Source organism: Streptomyces sp. NPDC001157 (assembly GCF_053598255.1).
In genome coordinates, this window is record NZ_JBSFJW010000038.1 from 38,588 (window position 1) to 55,197 (window position 16,610).

Annotated in this window: 17 protein-coding genes and 1 pseudogene; 11 read left to right on the forward strand and 7 right to left on the reverse strand. The window is 68.7% G+C overall.

What is annotated here, in order from left to right:
- Positions 1-35 precede the first annotated feature (35 nt).
- The 3 genes from ACWDAG_RS39945 (at position 36) to ACWDAG_RS39955 (ending at position 4,439) form a co-directional block, all read left to right on the forward strand.
- Positions 36-1,718 (forward strand): outer membrane protein assembly factor BamB family protein, encoded by a 1,683-nt coding sequence (locus tag ACWDAG_RS39945; protein ID WP_450700464.1) that lies wholly within the window; start codon positions 36-38, stop codon positions 1,716-1,718.
- A 52-nt stretch (positions 1,719-1,770) separates the two neighbouring features.
- A complete protein-coding gene (locus ACWDAG_RS39950; RefSeq protein WP_450700465.1) occupies positions 1,771-3,468 on the forward strand; it encodes an outer membrane protein assembly factor BamB family protein in 1,698 nt (565 codons plus the stop codon).
- Positions 3,469-3,737: 269 nt separating this feature from the next.
- The gene (locus tag ACWDAG_RS39955) at positions 3,738-4,439 is read left to right on the forward strand and encodes a helix-turn-helix transcriptional regulator (RefSeq protein WP_450700466.1); all 702 of its coding nucleotides are present in this window, start codon (positions 3,738-3,740) and stop codon (positions 4,437-4,439) included.
- A 121-nt stretch (positions 4,440-4,560) separates the two neighbouring features.
- Here the strand turns inward: ACWDAG_RS39955 and ACWDAG_RS39960 are convergent, their stop codons facing one another.
- Together ACWDAG_RS39960 and ACWDAG_RS39965 are read right to left on the reverse strand one after the other, a co-directional pair.
- Positions 4,561-4,869 (reverse strand): hypothetical protein, encoded by a 309-nt coding sequence (locus ACWDAG_RS39960; protein ID WP_450700467.1) that lies wholly within the window; start codon positions 4,867-4,869, stop codon positions 4,561-4,563.
- Positions 4,870-4,890: 21 nt separating this feature from the next.
- Positions 4,891-6,582: a sodium:solute symporter family protein gene (locus ACWDAG_RS39965; protein ID WP_450700468.1), complete on the reverse strand. Its 1,692-nt coding sequence runs from the start codon at positions 6,580-6,582 to the stop codon at positions 4,891-4,893.
- Between the two features lie 179 nt (positions 6,583-6,761).
- Here ACWDAG_RS39965 and galT point away from each other — a divergent pair, with 179 nt between their 5' ends.
- The 3 genes from galT to galK are packed head-to-tail and all read left to right on the forward strand — an operon-like array spanning position 6,762 to position 9,951.
- Positions 6,762-7,820 (forward strand): galactose-1-phosphate uridylyltransferase, encoded by a 1,059-nt coding sequence (gene galT / locus ACWDAG_RS39970; protein ID WP_450700469.1) that lies wholly within the window; start codon positions 6,762-6,764, stop codon positions 7,818-7,820.
- On the forward strand, positions 7,820-8,788 hold the full coding sequence (galE, locus tag ACWDAG_RS39975; protein WP_450700470.1) for a UDP-glucose 4-epimerase GalE: 969 nt from the start codon (positions 7,820-7,822) through the stop codon (positions 8,786-8,788). The genes galT and galE overlap by 1 nt, the downstream gene beginning before the upstream one ends.
- Positions 8,788-9,951 (forward strand): galactokinase, encoded by a 1,164-nt coding sequence (gene galK, locus ACWDAG_RS39980; protein ID WP_450700471.1) that lies wholly within the window; start codon positions 8,788-8,790, stop codon positions 9,949-9,951. Before galE ends, galK begins: the two co-directional genes overlap by 1 nt.
- 103 nt (positions 9,952-10,054) lie before the next feature.
- Here the strand turns inward: galK and ACWDAG_RS39985 are convergent, their stop codons facing one another.
- Positions 10,055-10,381 carry a hypothetical protein gene (locus ACWDAG_RS39985; RefSeq protein ID WP_450700472.1) on the reverse strand — a complete coding sequence of 109 codons (327 nt, stop codon included), beginning with the start codon at positions 10,379-10,381 and terminating at the stop codon, positions 10,055-10,057.
- Positions 10,382-10,425: 44 nt separating this feature from the next.
- Positions 10,426-10,839, reverse strand: coding sequence for a hypothetical protein (locus ACWDAG_RS39990; protein ID WP_450700473.1), 414 nt, complete (start codon positions 10,837-10,839; stop codon positions 10,426-10,428).
- Between the two features lie 349 nt (positions 10,840-11,188).
- Here ACWDAG_RS39990 and ACWDAG_RS39995 point away from each other — a divergent pair, with 349 nt between their 5' ends.
- Positions 11,189-12,451 (forward strand): MraY family glycosyltransferase, encoded by a 1,263-nt coding sequence (locus ACWDAG_RS39995; RefSeq protein ID WP_450700474.1) that lies wholly within the window; start codon positions 11,189-11,191, stop codon positions 12,449-12,451.
- 17 nt (positions 12,452-12,468) lie between these two features.
- Here the strand turns inward: ACWDAG_RS39995 and ACWDAG_RS40000 are convergent, their stop codons facing one another.
- Complete coding sequence (locus tag ACWDAG_RS40000) at positions 12,469-12,732, reverse strand: DUF6332 family protein (RefSeq protein WP_450700475.1); 264 nt, start codon at positions 12,730-12,732, stop codon at positions 12,469-12,471.
- A 313-nt stretch (positions 12,733-13,045) separates the two neighbouring features.
- Between ACWDAG_RS40000 and ACWDAG_RS40005 the strand changes: the two are divergent.
- Positions 13,046-13,198, forward strand: a pseudogene (locus tag ACWDAG_RS40005) (Uma2 family endonuclease); the annotation flags it as partial.
- 4 nt (positions 13,199-13,202) lie between these two features.
- On the opposite strand, the gene ACWDAG_RS40010 reads toward ACWDAG_RS40005, so the two are convergent.
- On the reverse strand, positions 13,203-13,646 hold the full coding sequence (locus tag ACWDAG_RS40010; RefSeq protein WP_450700476.1) for a GNAT family N-acetyltransferase: 444 nt from the start codon (positions 13,644-13,646) through the stop codon (positions 13,203-13,205).
- Between the two features lie 301 nt (positions 13,647-13,947).
- On the opposite strand from ACWDAG_RS40010, the gene ACWDAG_RS40015 reads away from it, so the two are divergent.
- The gene (locus ACWDAG_RS40015; protein ID WP_450700477.1) at positions 13,948-14,721 is read left to right on the forward strand and encodes a LuxR C-terminal-related transcriptional regulator; all 774 of its coding nucleotides are present in this window, start codon (positions 13,948-13,950) and stop codon (positions 14,719-14,721) included.
- A 121-nt stretch (positions 14,722-14,842) separates the two neighbouring features.
- On the opposite strand, the gene tamR is transcribed toward ACWDAG_RS40015, so the two are convergent.
- Positions 14,843-15,340 carry a MarR family transcriptional regulator TamR gene (tamR, locus tag ACWDAG_RS40020; RefSeq protein WP_450700478.1) on the reverse strand — a complete coding sequence of 166 codons (498 nt, stop codon included), beginning with the start codon at positions 15,338-15,340 and terminating at the stop codon, positions 14,843-14,845.
- Positions 15,341-15,430: 90 nt separating this feature from the next.
- On the opposite strand from tamR, the gene ACWDAG_RS40025 reads away from it, so the two are divergent.
- The gene (locus ACWDAG_RS40025) at positions 15,431-16,243 is read left to right on the forward strand and encodes a trans-aconitate 2-methyltransferase (protein ID WP_450700479.1); all 813 of its coding nucleotides are present in this window, start codon (positions 15,431-15,433) and stop codon (positions 16,241-16,243) included.
- 3 nt (positions 16,244-16,246) lie between these two features.
- A complete protein-coding gene (locus ACWDAG_RS40030) occupies positions 16,247-16,609 on the forward strand; it encodes a VOC family protein (protein WP_450700480.1) in 363 nt (120 codons plus the stop codon).
- The last annotated feature ends 1 nt before the right edge of the window (position 16,610 follow it).

The window sequence follows — 16,610 nt, forward strand, 5'->3', positions numbered from 1 at the left end:
GCTAAAAATCAGTGACTGAACGGGGGAACGCGCTGATGACACAGCCGCCCGACCAGCCGCCGTACGGCGGATTCGGAGCACCACAGGGCGGTTTCGGGGCACCGCCCCCGCTCCCGCCCCAGCAGCCCCCGCAGCAGCCGGGCCATTACGGCCAGCCGGGCCAGTACCCCCAACAGCCCGGCCCCTACGGCCAACCCGGCCCCTACGGCCAGCCGCAGCAGCCCGGCCCGTACGGCGCGCAGCCCGGTTACGGCTATCCGCCGCAGCCCCAGTACCCCGGCGGCCCCGGCACCCCGCCGCCCGGCTCCGGCAACCCCTTCAAGGGGAAGCCCGGCCTGGTGATCGCGGCGGCCGTCGCCGCGCTGGCCGTCATCGGCACCGCCGTCTACGCCGTGACGAGCATGGGCGACGACGACAAGAAGCCCGTCGCCGGGCAGAGCGACGACGCGAAGCCCACCGCGGCCGGCTCGGGCGGCTCCGGTGACGGTTCCGACCCGGAAAACTTCAACTCGGGCCGCAAGTCGGGCGAGGCGAAGGTGCTCTGGTACAAGTCACCCCCGGACGCGCCCGGTGCGGGTGCCGAGGCTCCCGGTATGTGGATCACCGACAAGGCGGCCGTGAAGGCGGCGTACAAGCAGATCTTCGCCTACGACGTGGCCGACGGCAGTCCTGCCTGGGGCACCATCACCTTCCCGCAGAAGATCTGCGCGGTCACCCCGCAGAAGTCCGCCGACGACAAGATCGTGGTGGCCTACGAGAGCGGCACCGGGCAGCGCGCCAAGTGCAACCAGCTCCAGCAGCTCGACCTGGGCACCGGCGCCAAGGGCTGGAGCGGCACGCTGCCCGAGGGCGCGCTGTTCGACAGCACCCTGAACATCTCCTTGTCCCTCTCCGGCCGCACGGTGCTGGTGGGCCGCTCGCAGTCCGGGGTGGCGTACGACATCGACAGCGGGAAGAAGCTGTTCGACAAGAAGAAGTACGGCAGCGCCTGCTTCCCGACCGCCTTCGCCGGCGGCAGCAGGCTGATCTCCGTCGCGACCTGCGAGGCCGGCGAGCCGAACGAGCACGACGAGATCCAGGAGCTCGACCCGGCGACCGGCAGGGCCCTGTGGACGCAGAAGTTCGACAAGGGCTGGTCGGTCGCGCGGACGTACTCCGTCGACCCGCTCGTCGTCTACAGCACCAACCAGGAAAAGAAGGCCTGGAACATCTCGACCTTCGACTCGAAGGGCAGGTTCCGCTCCCAGGTCGGCTTCGACGAGAACTTCGCCCCTGAGTGCGGTTGGGCGCTCCTCGAACGCGACCTGCAGGGCTGCAAGGGCGTGACAGCGGACGCGAACACCCTCTACCTGCCGACCGACGCCACCACCGGGCCGAACGAGATCGTCGCGATCGACCTCGCGAACGGCAAGGAGAAGTGGCGCGTCAAGTCCCCGGCGGACGAGTCGATGCTGCCGATCAAGGTCGAGGGCGGCAGACTCATCGCCTATGTGCAGCCCTCGTACGACAAGGGCGGCCAGGTCGTGTCGATCGCGACGGGCGGCGCCGGCCACACGCCGGTGAAGCTGCTGCAGAACCCGCAGAGCACGGCGGGCCTGGAGAGCGCCCTCTTCACCAAGGCCTTCGACTGGGTCGACGGACGCTTCTACCTCTCGCCCACCCGGATCAGCGGAGACGACAACTCGAAGGGCAAGTTGATGCTCGCCTACGGCAAGTGACCTCTCCCCAGGCCCCGTCGTCCCCGCCGCCCGCTCACGAGGTACCCACGCCATGACCCAGCCCCCGCCGCCCCACCAGCCCCCGCAGCAGCCCGGATACGGTTACCCCCAGGCGCCGCCGCCCCCGCAGCAGCCCGGATACGGCTATCCGCAGGCGCCGCAGCCGCCCCAGGGCCAGCCGCAGCAGCCCAACCCCTACGCCCAGCCCGCACCGCCCTACGGGCAGCCGCCCAACCCCTACGGCCAGCAGGCCGGTTACGGGTACCCGCAGCCGCCCGCGCCGCCGTACGCGCAGCCCGGGCAGCCCGGCGGCGGCCGCAAGGGCGGCGGACAGGCGGGCATCATCATCGCGGCGGTCGTCGCCGTCGCGCTGCTCGTCGCCGGCGGCGTCTGGTACGCCTCGTCCGGCAAGGACGACGGCAAGAAGGACGACAAGGCGAGCTCCAGCGGCGGCGACAACGGGGGCACCGGCGGCAGCACGACCAAGGGTGCGGAGAAGGTCCCCGCCCACACCGGCTCGCGGCTTCTGTTCAAGGTCCCGGTGCCCCAGGTCGAGGACACCACCGTCGTCTCCGGTTCGTGGCTCACGGACAAGGCGTATGTGAAGAGCGGCGTCGCCGAGATCAACGCGTACGACCGCGACAAGGGCAGCAAGCTGTGGACGATCAAGCTGCCCGGCCCGGTCTGCACGGTCAGCCGGCACACCACCGACGACGGCAGGACGGGCATCGTCTTCCAGCCCAGGATGCCGGCGAAGGGCAGGTCCGAGGGGTGCAGCCAGGTCGCGGCCATCGATCTGGACGCGGGAAAGAAGCTGTGGACGAAGTCGCTCGGCTCCGGCAGCCGGGCGATGACCTTCCAGAACGTCACCGTCAGCGCGAACACGGTCGCCGCGGGCGGCGACTACGGAGGCGTCGCCTTCGACCTCTCCAGCGGCAGGCGACTGTGGGCGCCCAAGCCGAAGGACACCTGCATCGACGCCGGGTACGGCGGCGGTGAGAAGCTCGTCGCGGTGCTCAAGTGCGGCTCGTTCAACGACCCGCAGCTGCACATCCAGACCATCGACCCGCAGTCCGGGGAGACGCTCTCGGAGTACAAGCTGGCCACCGGCATCGAGTACGCCGCCGTCGTGTCGACGAACCCGCTGGTCGTCGCGGCCGACGTCGGCCACAGCGCGGGCGACGGCAGTGAGATCTCGGACTTCTTCTCCATCGACAACAAGACCGGCAAGCTGATCACCCGGATCTCGGCGCCGGGCAAGGAGTACGCGGCCCGCTGCGACGCGATCTCCGAGCTGGAGCACTGCATCGGTGTCGCGGTCGGCAACGGCAGGCTGTATCTGCCGACCGAGGAGCACGACGGCACCGGGGACTACAGCCGGACCAACGAGATCGTCGCGTTCGACCTGACCACCGGCAAGCAGAACGGCCAGCGCGCCGACGCCGGCGACGGCTACACGATCACCCCGCTGCGCATGGACGGCGGCAACGTGATCGCGTACAAGCACCCGCCGTACAACAAGGGCGGCCAGGTCGTCAGCATCGACGGCGGCTCCTTCAAGGAGACCAAGCTGCTGGAGAACCCGGCGGCGGGGTCGGTGCGGAACCTGGAGGGCACCATGTCGCCCGACTACTCCGAGATCCTCTACTCGCAGGGCCACCTGTACCTGGCCGGAAAGTTCGCCGACAAGCTGACGAGTTCGTTCTCGGGGGAGAAGGTCCTCGCGCTCGCGCTGGGCGCCGACGGCTGAACCACTGCTCGACAGCTGCGGCCCCGTCCCTGGTCAGGGGCGGGGCCGTGCGCGTACCGCCCATCACCCTCGAATGCGCGGAAAGCCAGAAATTCCGTCGATCAGGGGCAGTTCTCACCGGTAGGGGGAGCGCAATGTCGAACAAGCGTGTAGCTTCCGGGGGCATGAAGAGCGGGGGAGCCGGGAGGGGGCTCCTGTCCGCGCGGACCGGTGGCCATCCATAGTGCGGCATCCATGGGGATCCATCGGGGGGACTGGGGGGTTGCTCGATGGGAGTGCGGCTCATGGTGGTCGACGACCACCGACTGCTCGCCGAGGCGCTGGCCTCGGCGTTGAAGCTGCGGGGGCACCGGGTGCTCGCCGCGGCGGCGCCTGCCGCAGGCGCGGCGGAGCTGGTGATCACCCGTGCGCCGGAGGTGTGCCTGATCGGTACGGCGACACCGGCCGAGCCGGGCATCTTCGACCCGGTGGTGAAGATCAAACGGGAGCGTCCGCAGGTGGCGGTCCTGGTACTGGGCCCGGTACCGAGCCCGCGCGGCATAGCCGCCGCCTTCGCCGCCGGCGCCTCGGGCTACGTACGCCATGACGAGCGCATAGAGGGCGTCGAGCGCGCCATCATGAAGGCGAGGGCGGGCGAGGCGGCGGTGGCCCCGCAGCTCCTCCAGGGAGCCTTCAGTGAACTGCTCAACCCCGCCGCCCAGCCGGACGACGAGGGCCAGCGCCTGCTCCAGATGCTCACCCCGAGGGAGGTCGAGGTCCTGGTCAGGGTCGCCGACGGCGAGGACACCCGCCTGATCGCGGCAGGCATGGGCATAGCCCCCAGCACCGCCCGCACCCACGTCCAGCGCGTCCTGATGAAACTGGGCGTGGGCTCCCGCCTGGAGGCAGCGGCCCTGGCGGCACGGACGGGCTTGCTGGACCGGGCGGGGCCGGTGCAGCACGCGGTGCCGTCGGACGGTGCGGAGGCATAGAGGACGCCCCGCAGGGGCGAAAAGGGGCGCGAGGCTGTATTGATATGCGGCTCCGCCGCGTGGGCGCGACCAGCCCCCACGCCCCCCCCGCGGTCGGCAGACAACCGCAAGCCCTACGGCGCTACTCCGCCCGCTCCTCCTCCGGAGGAACCGGCGGAGTCGGCCGCAACTTCAGCCACACCAGGAAGAACACCCCCAGAACAAACATCGCGATCCCGGTCCACAGATTGATGTTCACCCCCTGCGCCTTGTCGATCGCGGCCTGGTCATCGGTGATCCCGGCGATCGTGACGATCACGCCGTAGACCACGAACAACCCGCCGATGATGCGCCGCAGGTCGAAGATGCGAGCCGCCGTCGCCGACTTCTGCTGGAGCTCGGTGACTTCGCGCTGCACGTCATGCTCTGAGTACCCGTGCTGATCAGTCATGGTGAATCGATCCTCCCTCGATCAGAACGAGAACGGGATGTAGCAGGCGGCAGCGAGCACGACCGCACCCCAGCCCAGCAGGGCCGGCCGGCGGTACCAGGCGTCGTCGCCGGCGGCGGGCGGCTCGGACATGCCGGGTGAGGTGGTGCCGTAGACCAGGCCCTCCAGCTCGTCGGCCGGCTTCGGCCGAGTGAACAGCGAGACGACGACCATCACCACGGCGCCCGCCACGAAGCCGACGATCGCGGAGACGAAGTTGGCCCCCTGGTCGGAGGGGATGTCGATGATGCCCCTCTTGTAGATCACGAAGTAGTTCACCATCGCGGCCACGGTGCCGGCGAGCAGACCCCAGAAGCCGGACTTGGCGGACGCGCGCTTCCAGAACATGCCGACGATGAAGACGACGAACATCGGCACGTTGAAGAAGGAGAACAGCGTCTGGAGGTAGCTCATGATGTTCGAGAACGACGAGGCCAGGAAGGCCGTGCCGACCGAGGCGCAGACGCCGACCACCGTGATCAGGCGGCCGAAGCGGACGTAGTACTCGTCCTCGCGGCCCTTGACCACGTACCGCCCCCAGATGTCGTTGGTGAACACCGTGTTGAAGGACGACACGTTGGCCGCCATGCCCGCCATGAAGGCGGCGAGCAGTCCGGTCACGGCGATGCCGAGGACGCCGTTGGGCAGCAGTTCCTGCATCAGGTAGGGGATGGCGTCGTTGTACTGGTAGCCGGACTTGGTGGTGCCGAACCCGGGGACCAGCGCGGCGGCGACCAGGCCCGGGATCATCACCAGGAAGACGATGAAGATCTTCGGGTAGGCGGCGATCAGCGGGGTGCGCTGCCCGGCGGAGAGGTTCTTCGCGGACAGGGCGCGCTGCACCTCGGCGAAGTTGGTCGTCCAGTAGCCGAAGGACAGCACGAAGCCGAGACCGAGCACGATGGTCAGCCAGTTGGCGCCCAGCGGGTTGCTGCTGCCGATGCCGGTGCCGCCCCAGGCGGTGGTGAAGTTCGCGCCGTGGGTCGCGGTGAGCTTGTCGGTCAGCCCGCCCCAGCCGCCGACCTTCTTCAGACCCAGCACCACGATCGGGATCAGGGCGGCGAGGATCACGAAGAACTGCAGCACCTCGTTGTAGATCGCGGACGACAGACCGCCGAGCGTGATGTACGCCAGCACGAAGGCGCCGGCGACCACGATCGCCACCCACTGCGGCCAGCCGAGGAGAGCCTCGACGACGATGGCGAGGGCGTAGAGGTTCACACCGGCGATCAGGATGGCGGCGAACGCGAACAGGATCGAACTCAGCAGATGTGCCCACTTGTCGAAGCGGAGCAGCAGCATCTCGGGGACCGAGCGCACCTTGCTTCCGTAGTAGAAGGGCATCATCACCAGGCCGAGGAAGACCATGGCGGGGATGGCGCCGATCCAGTACCAGTGCACGGTGTAGGCGCCGTACTGCGCGCTGTTCGCCGCCATGCCCAGGATCTCGGTGGCGGCCAGGTTGGCCGAGATGAACGCGAGGCCGGTGATCCAGGCGGGCAAAGAGCGCCCGGAGAGGAAGAAGTCGAGGCTGGTCTTCACCGATCTACGGGCGGCGAATCCGATGCCGAGGACGACGGCGAAGTAGATGCCGAGGATCGTGTAGTCGAGCCCGTTCGTGGGGAGTCGTAGCTCGGCGGCCAGATCCATGGCCTGGTATGTGGGGGTTTGCATAAGTACTCGCTTCGTCGCGTGAACTGATACAGAGCGGAACCTACGCCTGCGCGTTCAGTAACTGAACACTTCTGTTGATGCTCTTTGTTGGATTGTGATGTTGACGGATGTGAGGGGGCGATGTTCCAATGTGTTTGGTTCTGTTTGATGATTGATGTGGCTCGAATAGGGAGTCCGCAGTGAAGAAGACCTCGACCCGCCTGGCCGACGGTCGCGAGTTGATCTACTACGACCTGCGCGACGACCACGTGCGCGACGCGGTGGACCACCGGCCGCTGGAGCGGACCGTCACGACCTCCGAGATCCGCCGTGACCCGCTGCTCGGCGACGCGATCGCCGTCGCCTCGCACCGCCAGGGCCGCACCTACCACCCGCCGGCCGACGAGTGCCCGCTGTGCCCCTCCCAAGGCGGCCGGCTGAGCGAGATCCCGGACTCGTCGTACGACGTGGTCGTCTTCGAGAACCGCTTCCCCTCCCTGGCCGGCGACTCGGGCCGCTGCGAGGTCGTCTGCTTCACCTCCGACCACAACGCGTCCTTCGCCGACCTCACCGAGGAGCAGGCCGCGCTGGTCCTGGAGGCATGGACGGACCGTACGTCCGAGCTGTCGCATCTCCCCTCCGTGGAGCAGGTGTTCTGCTTCGAGAACCGGGGCGCGGAGATCGGCGTGACGCTCGGACATCCGCACGGCCAGATCTACGCGTACCCGTTCACCACGCCCCGCACCGCCCTGATGCTGCGCCAGGTCGCCCAGCACAAGGAGGCGACGGGCGGGGAGAACCTCTTCGACGCCGTCCTGGAGAGCGAACTCGCCGGTGAGCGGGTCGTCCTGGAGGGTGAACACTGGCTGGCGTTCGTGCCGTACGCCGCGCACTGGCCGTACGAGGTCCACCTGTACCCGAAGCGCCGCGTGCCCGACCTGCTCGGGCTGGACGAGGAGGCGCGCACAGAGTTCCCCAAGGTCTATCTGGAACTCTTGAGGCGCTTCGACCGGATCTTCGGCGAAGGTGAACCGCCCACGCCCTACATCGCGGCCTGGCACCAGGCCCCGTTCGGCCAGCTCGCGGACTTCGAGGGCGTGGGCCGTGACGACTTCGCGCTCCACCTCGAGCTTTTCACCATCCGCCGAACCTCCGGCAAGCTGAAGTTCCTCGCGGGTTCCGAGTCCGGCATGAGTGTGTTCATCAACGACGTGCCGCCGGAGCGCGCGGCCGAGCGACTGCGAGAGGTAGCGAGTTGATGAGCGGTAAGTACCTGGTCACCGGGGGCGCGGGCTATGTGGGCAGCGTGGTCGCCCAGCATCTGCTGGAGGCGGGCCACGAGGTCACGGTCCTCGACAACCTGACGACGGGCTTCCGCGAGGGAGTCCCGGAGGGCGCCGCCTTCATCGAGGGCGACATCCGCGATGCCGCCAAATGGCTGGACTCCTCCTACAGCGCGGTCCTGCACTTCGCCGCGTTCTCGCAGGTCGGCGAGTCGGTCGTGAAGCCCGAGAAGTACTGGGACAACAACGTCGCCGGCACGATGGCGCTGCTCGGCGCGATGCGCGAGGCCGGCGTCCGCAAGCTGGTCTTCTCCTCCACGGCCGCCACCTACGGCGAGCCGAAGGAGGTCCCGATCGTCGAGTCGGCGCCCACCTCGCCGACCAACCCGTACGGCGCCACGAAGCTCGCCGTCGACCACATGATCACCGGTGAGGCGGCGGCCCACGGCCTGGGCGCGGTCTCGCTGCGCTACTTCAACGTGGCGGGCGCCTACGGCAAGCAGGGCGAGCGCCACGACCCCGAGTCGCACCTCATCCCGCTGGTGCTGCAGGTCGCGCAGGGCAGGCGGGACGCCATCTCCGTCTTCGGCGACGACTACCCGACCCCGGACGGCACCTGCGTCCGCGACTACATCCATGTCGCGGACCTCGCCGACGCCCACCTGCTCGCACTGCAGGCCGCCACCCCCGGCGAGCACCTCATCTGCAACCTGGGCAACGGCGAGGGCTTCTCGGTCCGCCAGGTCATCGAGACCGTCCGGCAGGTCACCGGCCACCCGATCCCGGAGGTCGTGGCCCCGCGCCGCGGCGGTGACCCGGCGGTCCTGGTGGCCTCGGCCGCCGCGGCCCGCGAGAAGCTGGGCTGGAACCCGTCCCGCGCGGACCTCGCGGGGATCGTCGCGGATGCGTGGGAGTTCGCGCAGTACATCTCAAGGGAGCAGTAGTGGGCGCAGTGCAGGTGCGGGACGGTTTCGTGGAGCTCTACGGATCCGCGCCCGAAGGTGTCTGGTCGGCGCCGGGCCGCGTCAACCTCATCGGTGAGCACACCGACTACAACGACGGCTTCGTGATGCCCTTCGCGCTGCCGCACACCGCGGTGGCAGCGGTCTCGCGCCGCACGGACGGCGTGCTGCGCCTGCACTCGGCAGACATCGAGGGTGACGCGGGCGGGGTCGTGGAGCTGCAACTGGACGACCTGGCCCCGGAGTCCGACCGGAACTGGACCGCGTACCCGTCCGGTGTCGTCTGGGCGCTGCGCGAGGCCGGCCACCCGGTGACCGGCGCCGACATCCACCTCGCCTCGACGGTCCCGGCGGGCGCGGGCCTGTCGTCGTCGGCGGCGCTGGAGGTCGTGGTGGCCCTGGCCCTCAACGACCTGTACGAACTGGGCCTCAAGGGCTGGCAGCTGGCCCGTCTGTGCCAGCGCGCGGAGAACGTCTACGTCGGCGCCCCCGTCGGGATCATGGACCAGACGGCCTCCGCCTGCTGCGAGCAGGGCCACGCGCTCTTCCTCGACACCCGCGACCTCTCCCAGAAGCAGATCCCCTTCGACCTGGCCGCCGAGGGCATGCGCCTGCTGGTGGTGGACACCCAGGTCAAGCACTCGCACAGCGAGGGCGAGTACGGCAAGCGGCGCGCGGGCTGCGAGCGGGGCGCGGCGCTGCTGGGCGTCGACGCGCTGCGGGACATCCCGTACGCCGACCTGGACGCGGCCCTCGCCCGTCTCGGCGACGACGAGGAGGCGGTCCGCCTGGTCCGCCATGTCGTCACGGAGGACGAACGGGTGGAGAAGGTCGTCTCCCTGCTGGAGTCGGGCGACACCCGCGCGATCGGTCCGGTGCTGGTGGCGGGCCACGCCTCCCTGCGCGACGACTTCCGCATCTCCTGCCCGGAGCTGGACCTGGTCGTCGACACGGCCCTCGCCTCCGGTGCCCTCGGCGCCCGTATGACCGGCGGCGGCTTCGGCGGCTCGGCGATCGTCCTGGCGGAGGCGGCCGACGTGGACACCATCACCAAGGCGGTCGAGGAGGCGTTTGCCTCCGGTGGGTACACGGCTCCGAGGGTGTTCGAGGCGGTGCCTTCGGCGGGTGCGCGGCAGGTGGGCTGACGGACGATTGCGGTTCGGTCCTGAGGGCCACGGCGTGACAGGCGCGGCGGGAGCTTCCCCGCCGTGCCCGTCATCGATCACCGTCCTGACCGCATTGCTTCAGCTATGACTGCCCGCTGACCTTCACGATCGTCCCGTCCTCCTTGTCGTGCCCTTTATGATTGCCGGGCACCTTGAACGTGATGGCTGTCTTGATCAGGCCCGTCTCCCACGTCACGACCAACTGTTTCGTGCTTTTGCACGTGTTGTGGTAATAGATTGTCGCCGTGGTGTTCCCGTCTGCCCACGACCAGTTGAAACACCCGGACGTGCCCCTGTGCGTGGAGAGTGGAGTCAGCGTCGCCGCCTGGGCCGGCGTGGCAAAGGCGGTTGCAGCGACGGCCAGGGAGCAGGCCAAAGCAGCTTTCCGGATTCGACCTGTGTTCTGCATCCCCGCTCCGTGTGTCCTTCTCTCGGGCTCCATTTCTCGGCGCATCACTTCTCTATTCGCTCGCACGGAACACCGCTGACACCCTTGATGTGCGCGCAGACATTCGCATTGTCGGGCAGCTTGGCATCGAGATGCATGCCCACGACGTTGTGCCCCTTGATGGTGCCCAGGTTCCACTTCGTCTTGCCATTCACCGTGATGGTGCCCTCGCCGGCCTTGGAGGTGTTGTTGCCGATGGCCAGGTGGGTTACGAACACGCTCCTGCCGGTGATGTTGAGGCAGACATTCTGGTGGAGCAGTCCCCCGGTGCAGCCGTCGGCGCTTGTGGGGTGAAACGTTCCGGCGTTCGCGGCGGACGCCGTGCCGGAAGCGGTGAGTACAGCGATTGCACTCGCGGTGATCGCCAGCAGACCCGCGCGGTGGAATATCGCGCGACCCCGAGAAGAAATCTCGGACACATTTCCCTCGATCTTTGATGTTCCTGTGACTCGACACGCCAACTCCCACTGCCTGCGCGAGTTGGCGTGTGCAGCACATGTAAACACCCGTTGCTTGTCTGTGCAACCACCTATTTGCCGCAGGGAATTGAGCGAATAAAGATAAGAGGGGGAGGGTATTCGGTTGCTTCCGGAGTAGAGAAATGGGTGAGGTTTTGCACCCTCTTGTATCGCGCGATGTGATTCTTTTCCGGTCGCACGATGGAGGATCCTGAGGGCGTCATAACTCACACCGTCAACCGAGTGGTCGCGGCACCCCGCGCGAGCGCCTAAAGTGTGGGCTGTTGTCGCTGGGACTGAGAGGCTGCCGGTGCGTGATTACCTGCTGATGCTTTGCATCACAGCAGCAGTGACCTACCTACTGACGGGTCCCGTACGGAAGTTCGCGATCGTGGCCGGTGCGATGCCCGCGGTCCGCGCGCGTGACGTGCACCGTGAGCCCACTCCGCGACTCGGCGGCATGGCGATGTTCGGCGGACTGTTCGCCGGTCTCATGACGGCGTCTCACATTCCCAACCTGGAACCGATCTTCGCGCAGAGTTCGCTGCCCCAGGCGCTGATGTCGGGGGCCGCGCTGATCTGGCTTCTGGGTGTCCTGGACGACAAGTTCGAACTCGGTGCCCTGATCAAGCTCGGCGGGCAGGTCATCGCCGCCGGTGTGATGGCGTACCAGGGACTGACCGTCCTCTGGCTTCCAGTGCCGGGCACTGGCGGCGTTGCCCTCTCCGCCGGTCAGGGCACCCTGCTCACGGTGGCGGTCGTGCTGATCACCATCAACGCGGTCAACTTCGTGGACGGCCTCGACGGTCTGGCCGCCGGCATGATGTGCATAGCCGCGACGGCGTTCTTCCTGTACGCCTACCGCCTCTGGTACGGCTACGGAATTGAAGGCGCCGCTGCCCCCACGCTCTTCTCCGCGGTCCTGATCGGCATGTGCCTGGGCTTCCTGCCCCACAACAGCCACCCTGCCCGCATCTTCATGGGCGACTCAGGGTCCATGCTCCTCGGTCTGGTCATGGCCGCGAGCGCCATTGCCGTCACCGGCGGCATCGATCCCGGACTCCTCGACCAGAAGATCGGCAGCACGCGCGAGGCGACCCATGCGATGGTCCCGCTCTACATCCCGCTGTTGCTCCCGCTGTCCGTCCTCGCGCTGCCCGTCGCGGACCTCGTCCTCGCCGTCGTGCGGCGTACCTGGAAGGGGATGTCCCCTTTCGCGGCCGACAAAGGCCACCTCCACCACCGGCTGCTGCGGCTTGGGCACTCCCATTTCCGAGCTGTACTGATCATGTACTTCTGGTCGGCGTTGTTCTCCTTCGGGGTCGTCACCTACTCCGTGAACGATGCCGACACCTGGCTGCTGGCGAGCGTGGTGCTGGTCAGCGTCCTGGGTCTGGTTCTGCTGCTTCAGCCCCGGCTCAACCCCGCCCTGCCCGGCTGGATGTACGCGATCGCGCCTCCGCGGTACCGACGTCACCCGGCGATGTCTCATGGTCCGGAAGAGTGCACAGAGGCTGCTGTGGATGCCCCAGCGGCGCGACAGGCCCTGACGAAAGTCGGAGACACGGGCTGACTCTGCGGGGTTCTGCACTAACCGCCGTTCCGGGCACGCTGCCGTGCGTGCTGACGTAGCACGTGCACCACCCGCACGACCGCCAGTACCGCTCCGGCGGTGAGCCCGGTGAGGAGCAGTGTCACGGTCATGCGCGAGGACAGGTTCCAGACAAGGGCGGGGCCGGCGATCACCCCGAATACGATGGCTCCAAGGAAAGCCGCACTGGCCAGCGCGTACATGATCTCGACAGTGTCCGCGTCCCGTTCCCGCTCGCTCCTGCGGTCCTTCTTGAAGTGCATGACGGAAGTTTCACACAGCGGAGAGCCCTGCTGGGCTCGTCGGTCACTCGCAGGCCCCCGAGCCGCATGAGTCCCAGCGGCGGCTGAGGCGCCAGCGGCGACGGAGTCAAGCTGCTCACTCTCTGCTGTCGAGGCCTTTGTCAGGGAGTTGGGAGTAGATCTGCCTGCGCCGATCGTCCGTCCTTGGTGCACCGGCTTCATGGGGCTCGCTCCAGAGTCACCGGAGTGAATCGACCGAAGGGCGAGCGGCGGGCGCCGTCGGAGGATTCGCTCGCCGCCTGGACTGATGTCGCCGTCACCCGTTGTGACGACGATGACCGGCGAGAACCAGCAGCCAGTGGTGCGCACCTACGAGCTTGACCCGCGGTCCAAGGCGTACGCCCTGACCGGCACCCATCGCGACCTGCTCAAGCTGCCCGTGCCGTACGACATCGACATCACGGCGGACGCGCTCAAGGCTCTCTGACCGCTCACCCCAACCGCTTCGTCAACGTGTACTCCGTGATCCCCGGCGGATAGTCGGGGATCACGCACACCACGTCGTACCCCTGTTTCCGGTAGAACCCCGGCGCCTGGAAGTCCCAGGTCTCCAGCCGGGCCGACGTGCAGCCCCGCTCGTCGTGCGCGATCCGTTCCGCCTCCGCCAGCAGCCGTGAGCCCAGACCCGCGCCCCGCCATCGCTCGTCGACCCACAAATAGGCGACGTGCAGCCAGGTCGTCCAGGTGTGGCCCACCAGGCCCGCCGCCAGCTCGTCCCGCTCGTCCAACACCCAGACATGGAGCGGACGTTCACGTTCGGCCGGGGTGCTGCGCAGGGCGCGCAGCACGGGGGAGGCCTTCGTGTTGGTGTCGCGCAGCCGGGAACGGAGAAGATCGCGCCGGGTCCTGTCGACTTCTGTCTCAAGACGAAACATGCGGCTCACGATAAACGCGCCGGCCAGCCAGTTCTGCAAATTGCCTTCCGCTCCTGGCCCCCGGCCTTACCCTGATGAACAGCACCGGTGGGGGCCGGTGCCGATCAGGGGGCGAGACAGTCGGGTACGACACCCGAAGTGGGGGTAGCAGTTTCCGCACGGCGGCGGCCGTGTGGTGTGCCGTTCCGGTCCCAGGTGGTCACAGGCGACCTGGGATGCTTCGGGTGCCGTACCTGCGCCCGTGCCGTCTCCCGACAATGGGGTATCCCCTGCTCTTGGAGAGCTTGGGGAAGGGGGTTTCGTGGTTCGCATCCGAGTCCTGGTCGTCGACGACCATCGCATCTTCGCCGAGTCGCTCGCCGCAGCTCTTGCGGCCGAGCCCGACGTCGACGTCTCCGCGGCCGGCAGCGGTCCCGCCGCGCTGCGCAGCCTGGAGCGGGCGGCAGCCGAGGGCCGCCGGTTCGACGTGCTGCTCGTCGACTCCGACCTGGGCGGCAACGTGCCGGGCGTACGGCCCGCCGTGCCCGTCCAGGAAAGCAATGAGGACGGGCTCGTCGACGGGATCTCGCTGGTCGCCGGCGTGCGTTCCGGGCAGCCGGGCGTACGGATCGTCGTGCTCGCCGAGAAGGACGATCCGCGGCGTGCCGCGCTCGCCCTGCAGGCCGGGGCCTCCGGCTGGGTCGCCAAGGACTGCTCGCTGTCCCGGCTGCTCAACGTCATCCGGGGCGTCCTGCGCGACGAGACACATCTGCCGCCCGCCCTGCTCACGGGCGTCCTCAGAGAGCTGACGGCCGCGCGCAAGCACCGCACCGAGAGCGAGCGCCTGGTGGAGTCCCTCACGCCGAGGGAGCGGGAAGTGCTGCGGTGCATGGTCGCCGGGCTGGGGCGCAAGGCCGTCGCCGAGCGCCTGTTCCTCTCCCCGCACACCGTCCGCACCCATATGCAGAACGTCCTCGGCAAGCTGGGCGTCCACTCGACCCTCGCCGCCGTCGCCCTCGCGCGCCGCGCGGGAGTGGGTCCGGTCGACCTGGGCCCTGGCGACCGGATCCTGCCGGAGGCAAGCAGCAGCGCCTGATGAACGCCGGTGAGGGCAGCGCCCCAAAGGGGCGCGGGGAACTGCGCGACAAGCCACAACGAACCCGCAGCCAAACGACAACCCATAGCGGCACTACCCAAACGGCGCCCCCGCGGAGCGTCTAGCCAGGGATGTTGTCGAACGGCGCAGTCAACTGCCGCAGCAACCCCGCCAGTTCACCCCGCTGGGCGCGCGACAGCTCGCCAAGAATCGCACGCTCCTGGTCGAGCAGTCCGGCCAGCGCCTGGTCCGCGCGGTCCCGGCCCTCGTCCGTCAGCCGCACCAGCACACCGCGGCGGTCGCTCGGGTCGGGCAGCCGCTCCACCAGGCCCTTCTTCGCCAGGCGGTCGATGCGGTTCGTCATCGTGCCCGAGGTGACCAGGGTCTGCGTCAGCAGCTGCCCCGGCGAGAGCTGGTACGGCGTGCCCGCGCGCCGAAGCGCCGTCAGCACGTCGAACTCCCAGGGCTCCAGGCTGTGCTCGGCGAAGGCCAGCCGGCGCGCCCGGTCCAGATGCCGGGCCAGTCTGCTCACCCGGCTGAGCACCTCGAGCGGTTCCACGTCGAGGTCCGGACGCTCCCGGCGCCACGCTGCGACCAGTCGATCGACCTCGTCCTCCATGACGATCAGTGTAGTGGTTGTGTCGATGTGAAGTCTCTTGACATCGAGTCTCTTGACATCGAGATAGTTGGCCGGGGAAGGTTAGGAGTCATGAGCACCCCCACCTGGGACCCCACCCAGTACCTCCGCCACGCCGGCCACCGGGCCCGCCCCTTCGCCGACCTCCTCGCTCGTGTCCCGGCCCTGCCGACCGAACCGCCCCGCATCGCCGACCTCGGCTGCGGCCCCGGCAACGTCACCGTCCTGCTCGCCGAGCGCTGGCCCGCCGCCCACATCACCGGCTACGACAACTCGCCCGAGATGCTCGACAAGGCACACGTCGACCACGCCGGCCCCACCCCCGGCGGCGGCCGCCTCGACTTCGCCCCCGCCGACGCCCGGACCTGGGTGCCCGTACAGCCGTACGACCTGATCGTCAGCAACGCCACCCTCCAGTGGGTCCCCGGGCACACGGAGCGCTTCGGGGAGTGGATCGCGGGCCTGAAGCCCGGCGGGACCTTCGCCTTCCAGGTCCCCGGCAACTTCGGCGCCCCCAGTCATCGGCTCATGCGCGAACTCGCCCACTCCGCCCGCTGGAAGGACCTCCTCGCCGACACCCTCCGCCACGACGACGCCGTCCTCGCGCCCGAGACCTACCTGGAGCACCTCACCGCCCTCGGCTGCACGGCCGACGTCTGGGAGACGACGTACCTCCATCTCCTGACCGGCGAGGACCCGGTGCTCGACTGGGTGAAGGGGACCGGGCTGCGGCCGGTCCTCACCGCCCTCGCCGACGACCCGGCGGCCCGGGAGGCCTTCCTGGACGAGTACCGCACGGCCCTGCGGAAGGCCTATCCGGCCGGGGCGCACGGTACGCCGTTCCCCTTCCGCCGGATCTTCGCCGTCGCCCGCAAGGAGGCATGAACCGTGATCACCGCCGTCGACCACGTCCAGCTCGCCGCACCGCCCGGCTCAGAGGACCGGCTGCGGGCGTACTACGTCGACGTCCTCGGCATGACCGAGATCCCCAAGCCGCAGGCGCTCGCGGCGCGCGGAGGGTGCTGGTTCCGGGCGGGGGTCGTGCAGCTGCACCTGGGGATCGAGGCTGACTTCAGGCCCGCGAAGAAGGCCCACCCCGGGCTGCGGGTCACGGACATCGATGCGTACGCCGCCCGGCTCGGGGCACACGGGGCCGCTGTGACCTGGGACGACAACCTGCCGGGGTACCGGCGCTTCTACTCCGATGACCCCGTCGGCAACCGGCTGGAGTTCCTCCAGCCCGGGCACTGAC

Bases quoted from the DNA above. Each gene is read 5' to 3' on its own strand.
- ACWDAG_RS39945 (WP_450700464.1), top strand. From the start codon at position 36: ATGACACAGCCGCCCGACCAGCCGCCGTACGGCGGATTCGGAGCACCA.
- ACWDAG_RS39950 (WP_450700465.1), top strand. From the start codon at position 1,771: ATGACCCAGCCCCCGCCGCCCCACCAGCCCCCGCAGCAGCCCGGATAC.
- ACWDAG_RS39955 (WP_450700466.1), top strand. From the start codon at position 3,738: ATGGGAGTGCGGCTCATGGTGGTCGACGACCACCGACTGCTCGCCGAG.
- ACWDAG_RS39960 (WP_450700467.1), bottom strand. From the start codon at position 4,869: ATGACTGATCAGCACGGGTACTCAGAGCATGACGTGCAGCGCGAAGTC.
- ACWDAG_RS39965 (WP_450700468.1), bottom strand. From the start codon at position 6,582: ATGCAAACCCCCACATACCAGGCCATGGATCTGGCCGCCGAGCTACGA.
- galE (WP_450700470.1), top strand. From the start codon at position 7,820: ATGAGCGGTAAGTACCTGGTCACCGGGGGCGCGGGCTATGTGGGCAGC.
- ACWDAG_RS39985 (WP_450700472.1), bottom strand. From the start codon at position 10,381: ATGCAGAACACAGGTCGAATCCGGAAAGCTGCTTTGGCCTGCTCCCTG.
- ACWDAG_RS40000 (WP_450700475.1), bottom strand. From the start codon at position 12,732: ATGCACTTCAAGAAGGACCGCAGGAGCGAGCGGGAACGGGACGCGGAC.
- ACWDAG_RS40010 (WP_450700476.1), bottom strand. From the start codon at position 13,646: ATGTTTCGTCTTGAGACAGAAGTCGACAGGACCCGGCGCGATCTTCTC.
- tamR (WP_450700478.1), bottom strand. From the start codon at position 15,340: ATGGAGGACGAGGTCGATCGACTGGTCGCAGCGTGGCGCCGGGAGCGT.
- ACWDAG_RS40025 (WP_450700479.1), top strand. From the start codon at position 15,431: ATGAGCACCCCCACCTGGGACCCCACCCAGTACCTCCGCCACGCCGGC.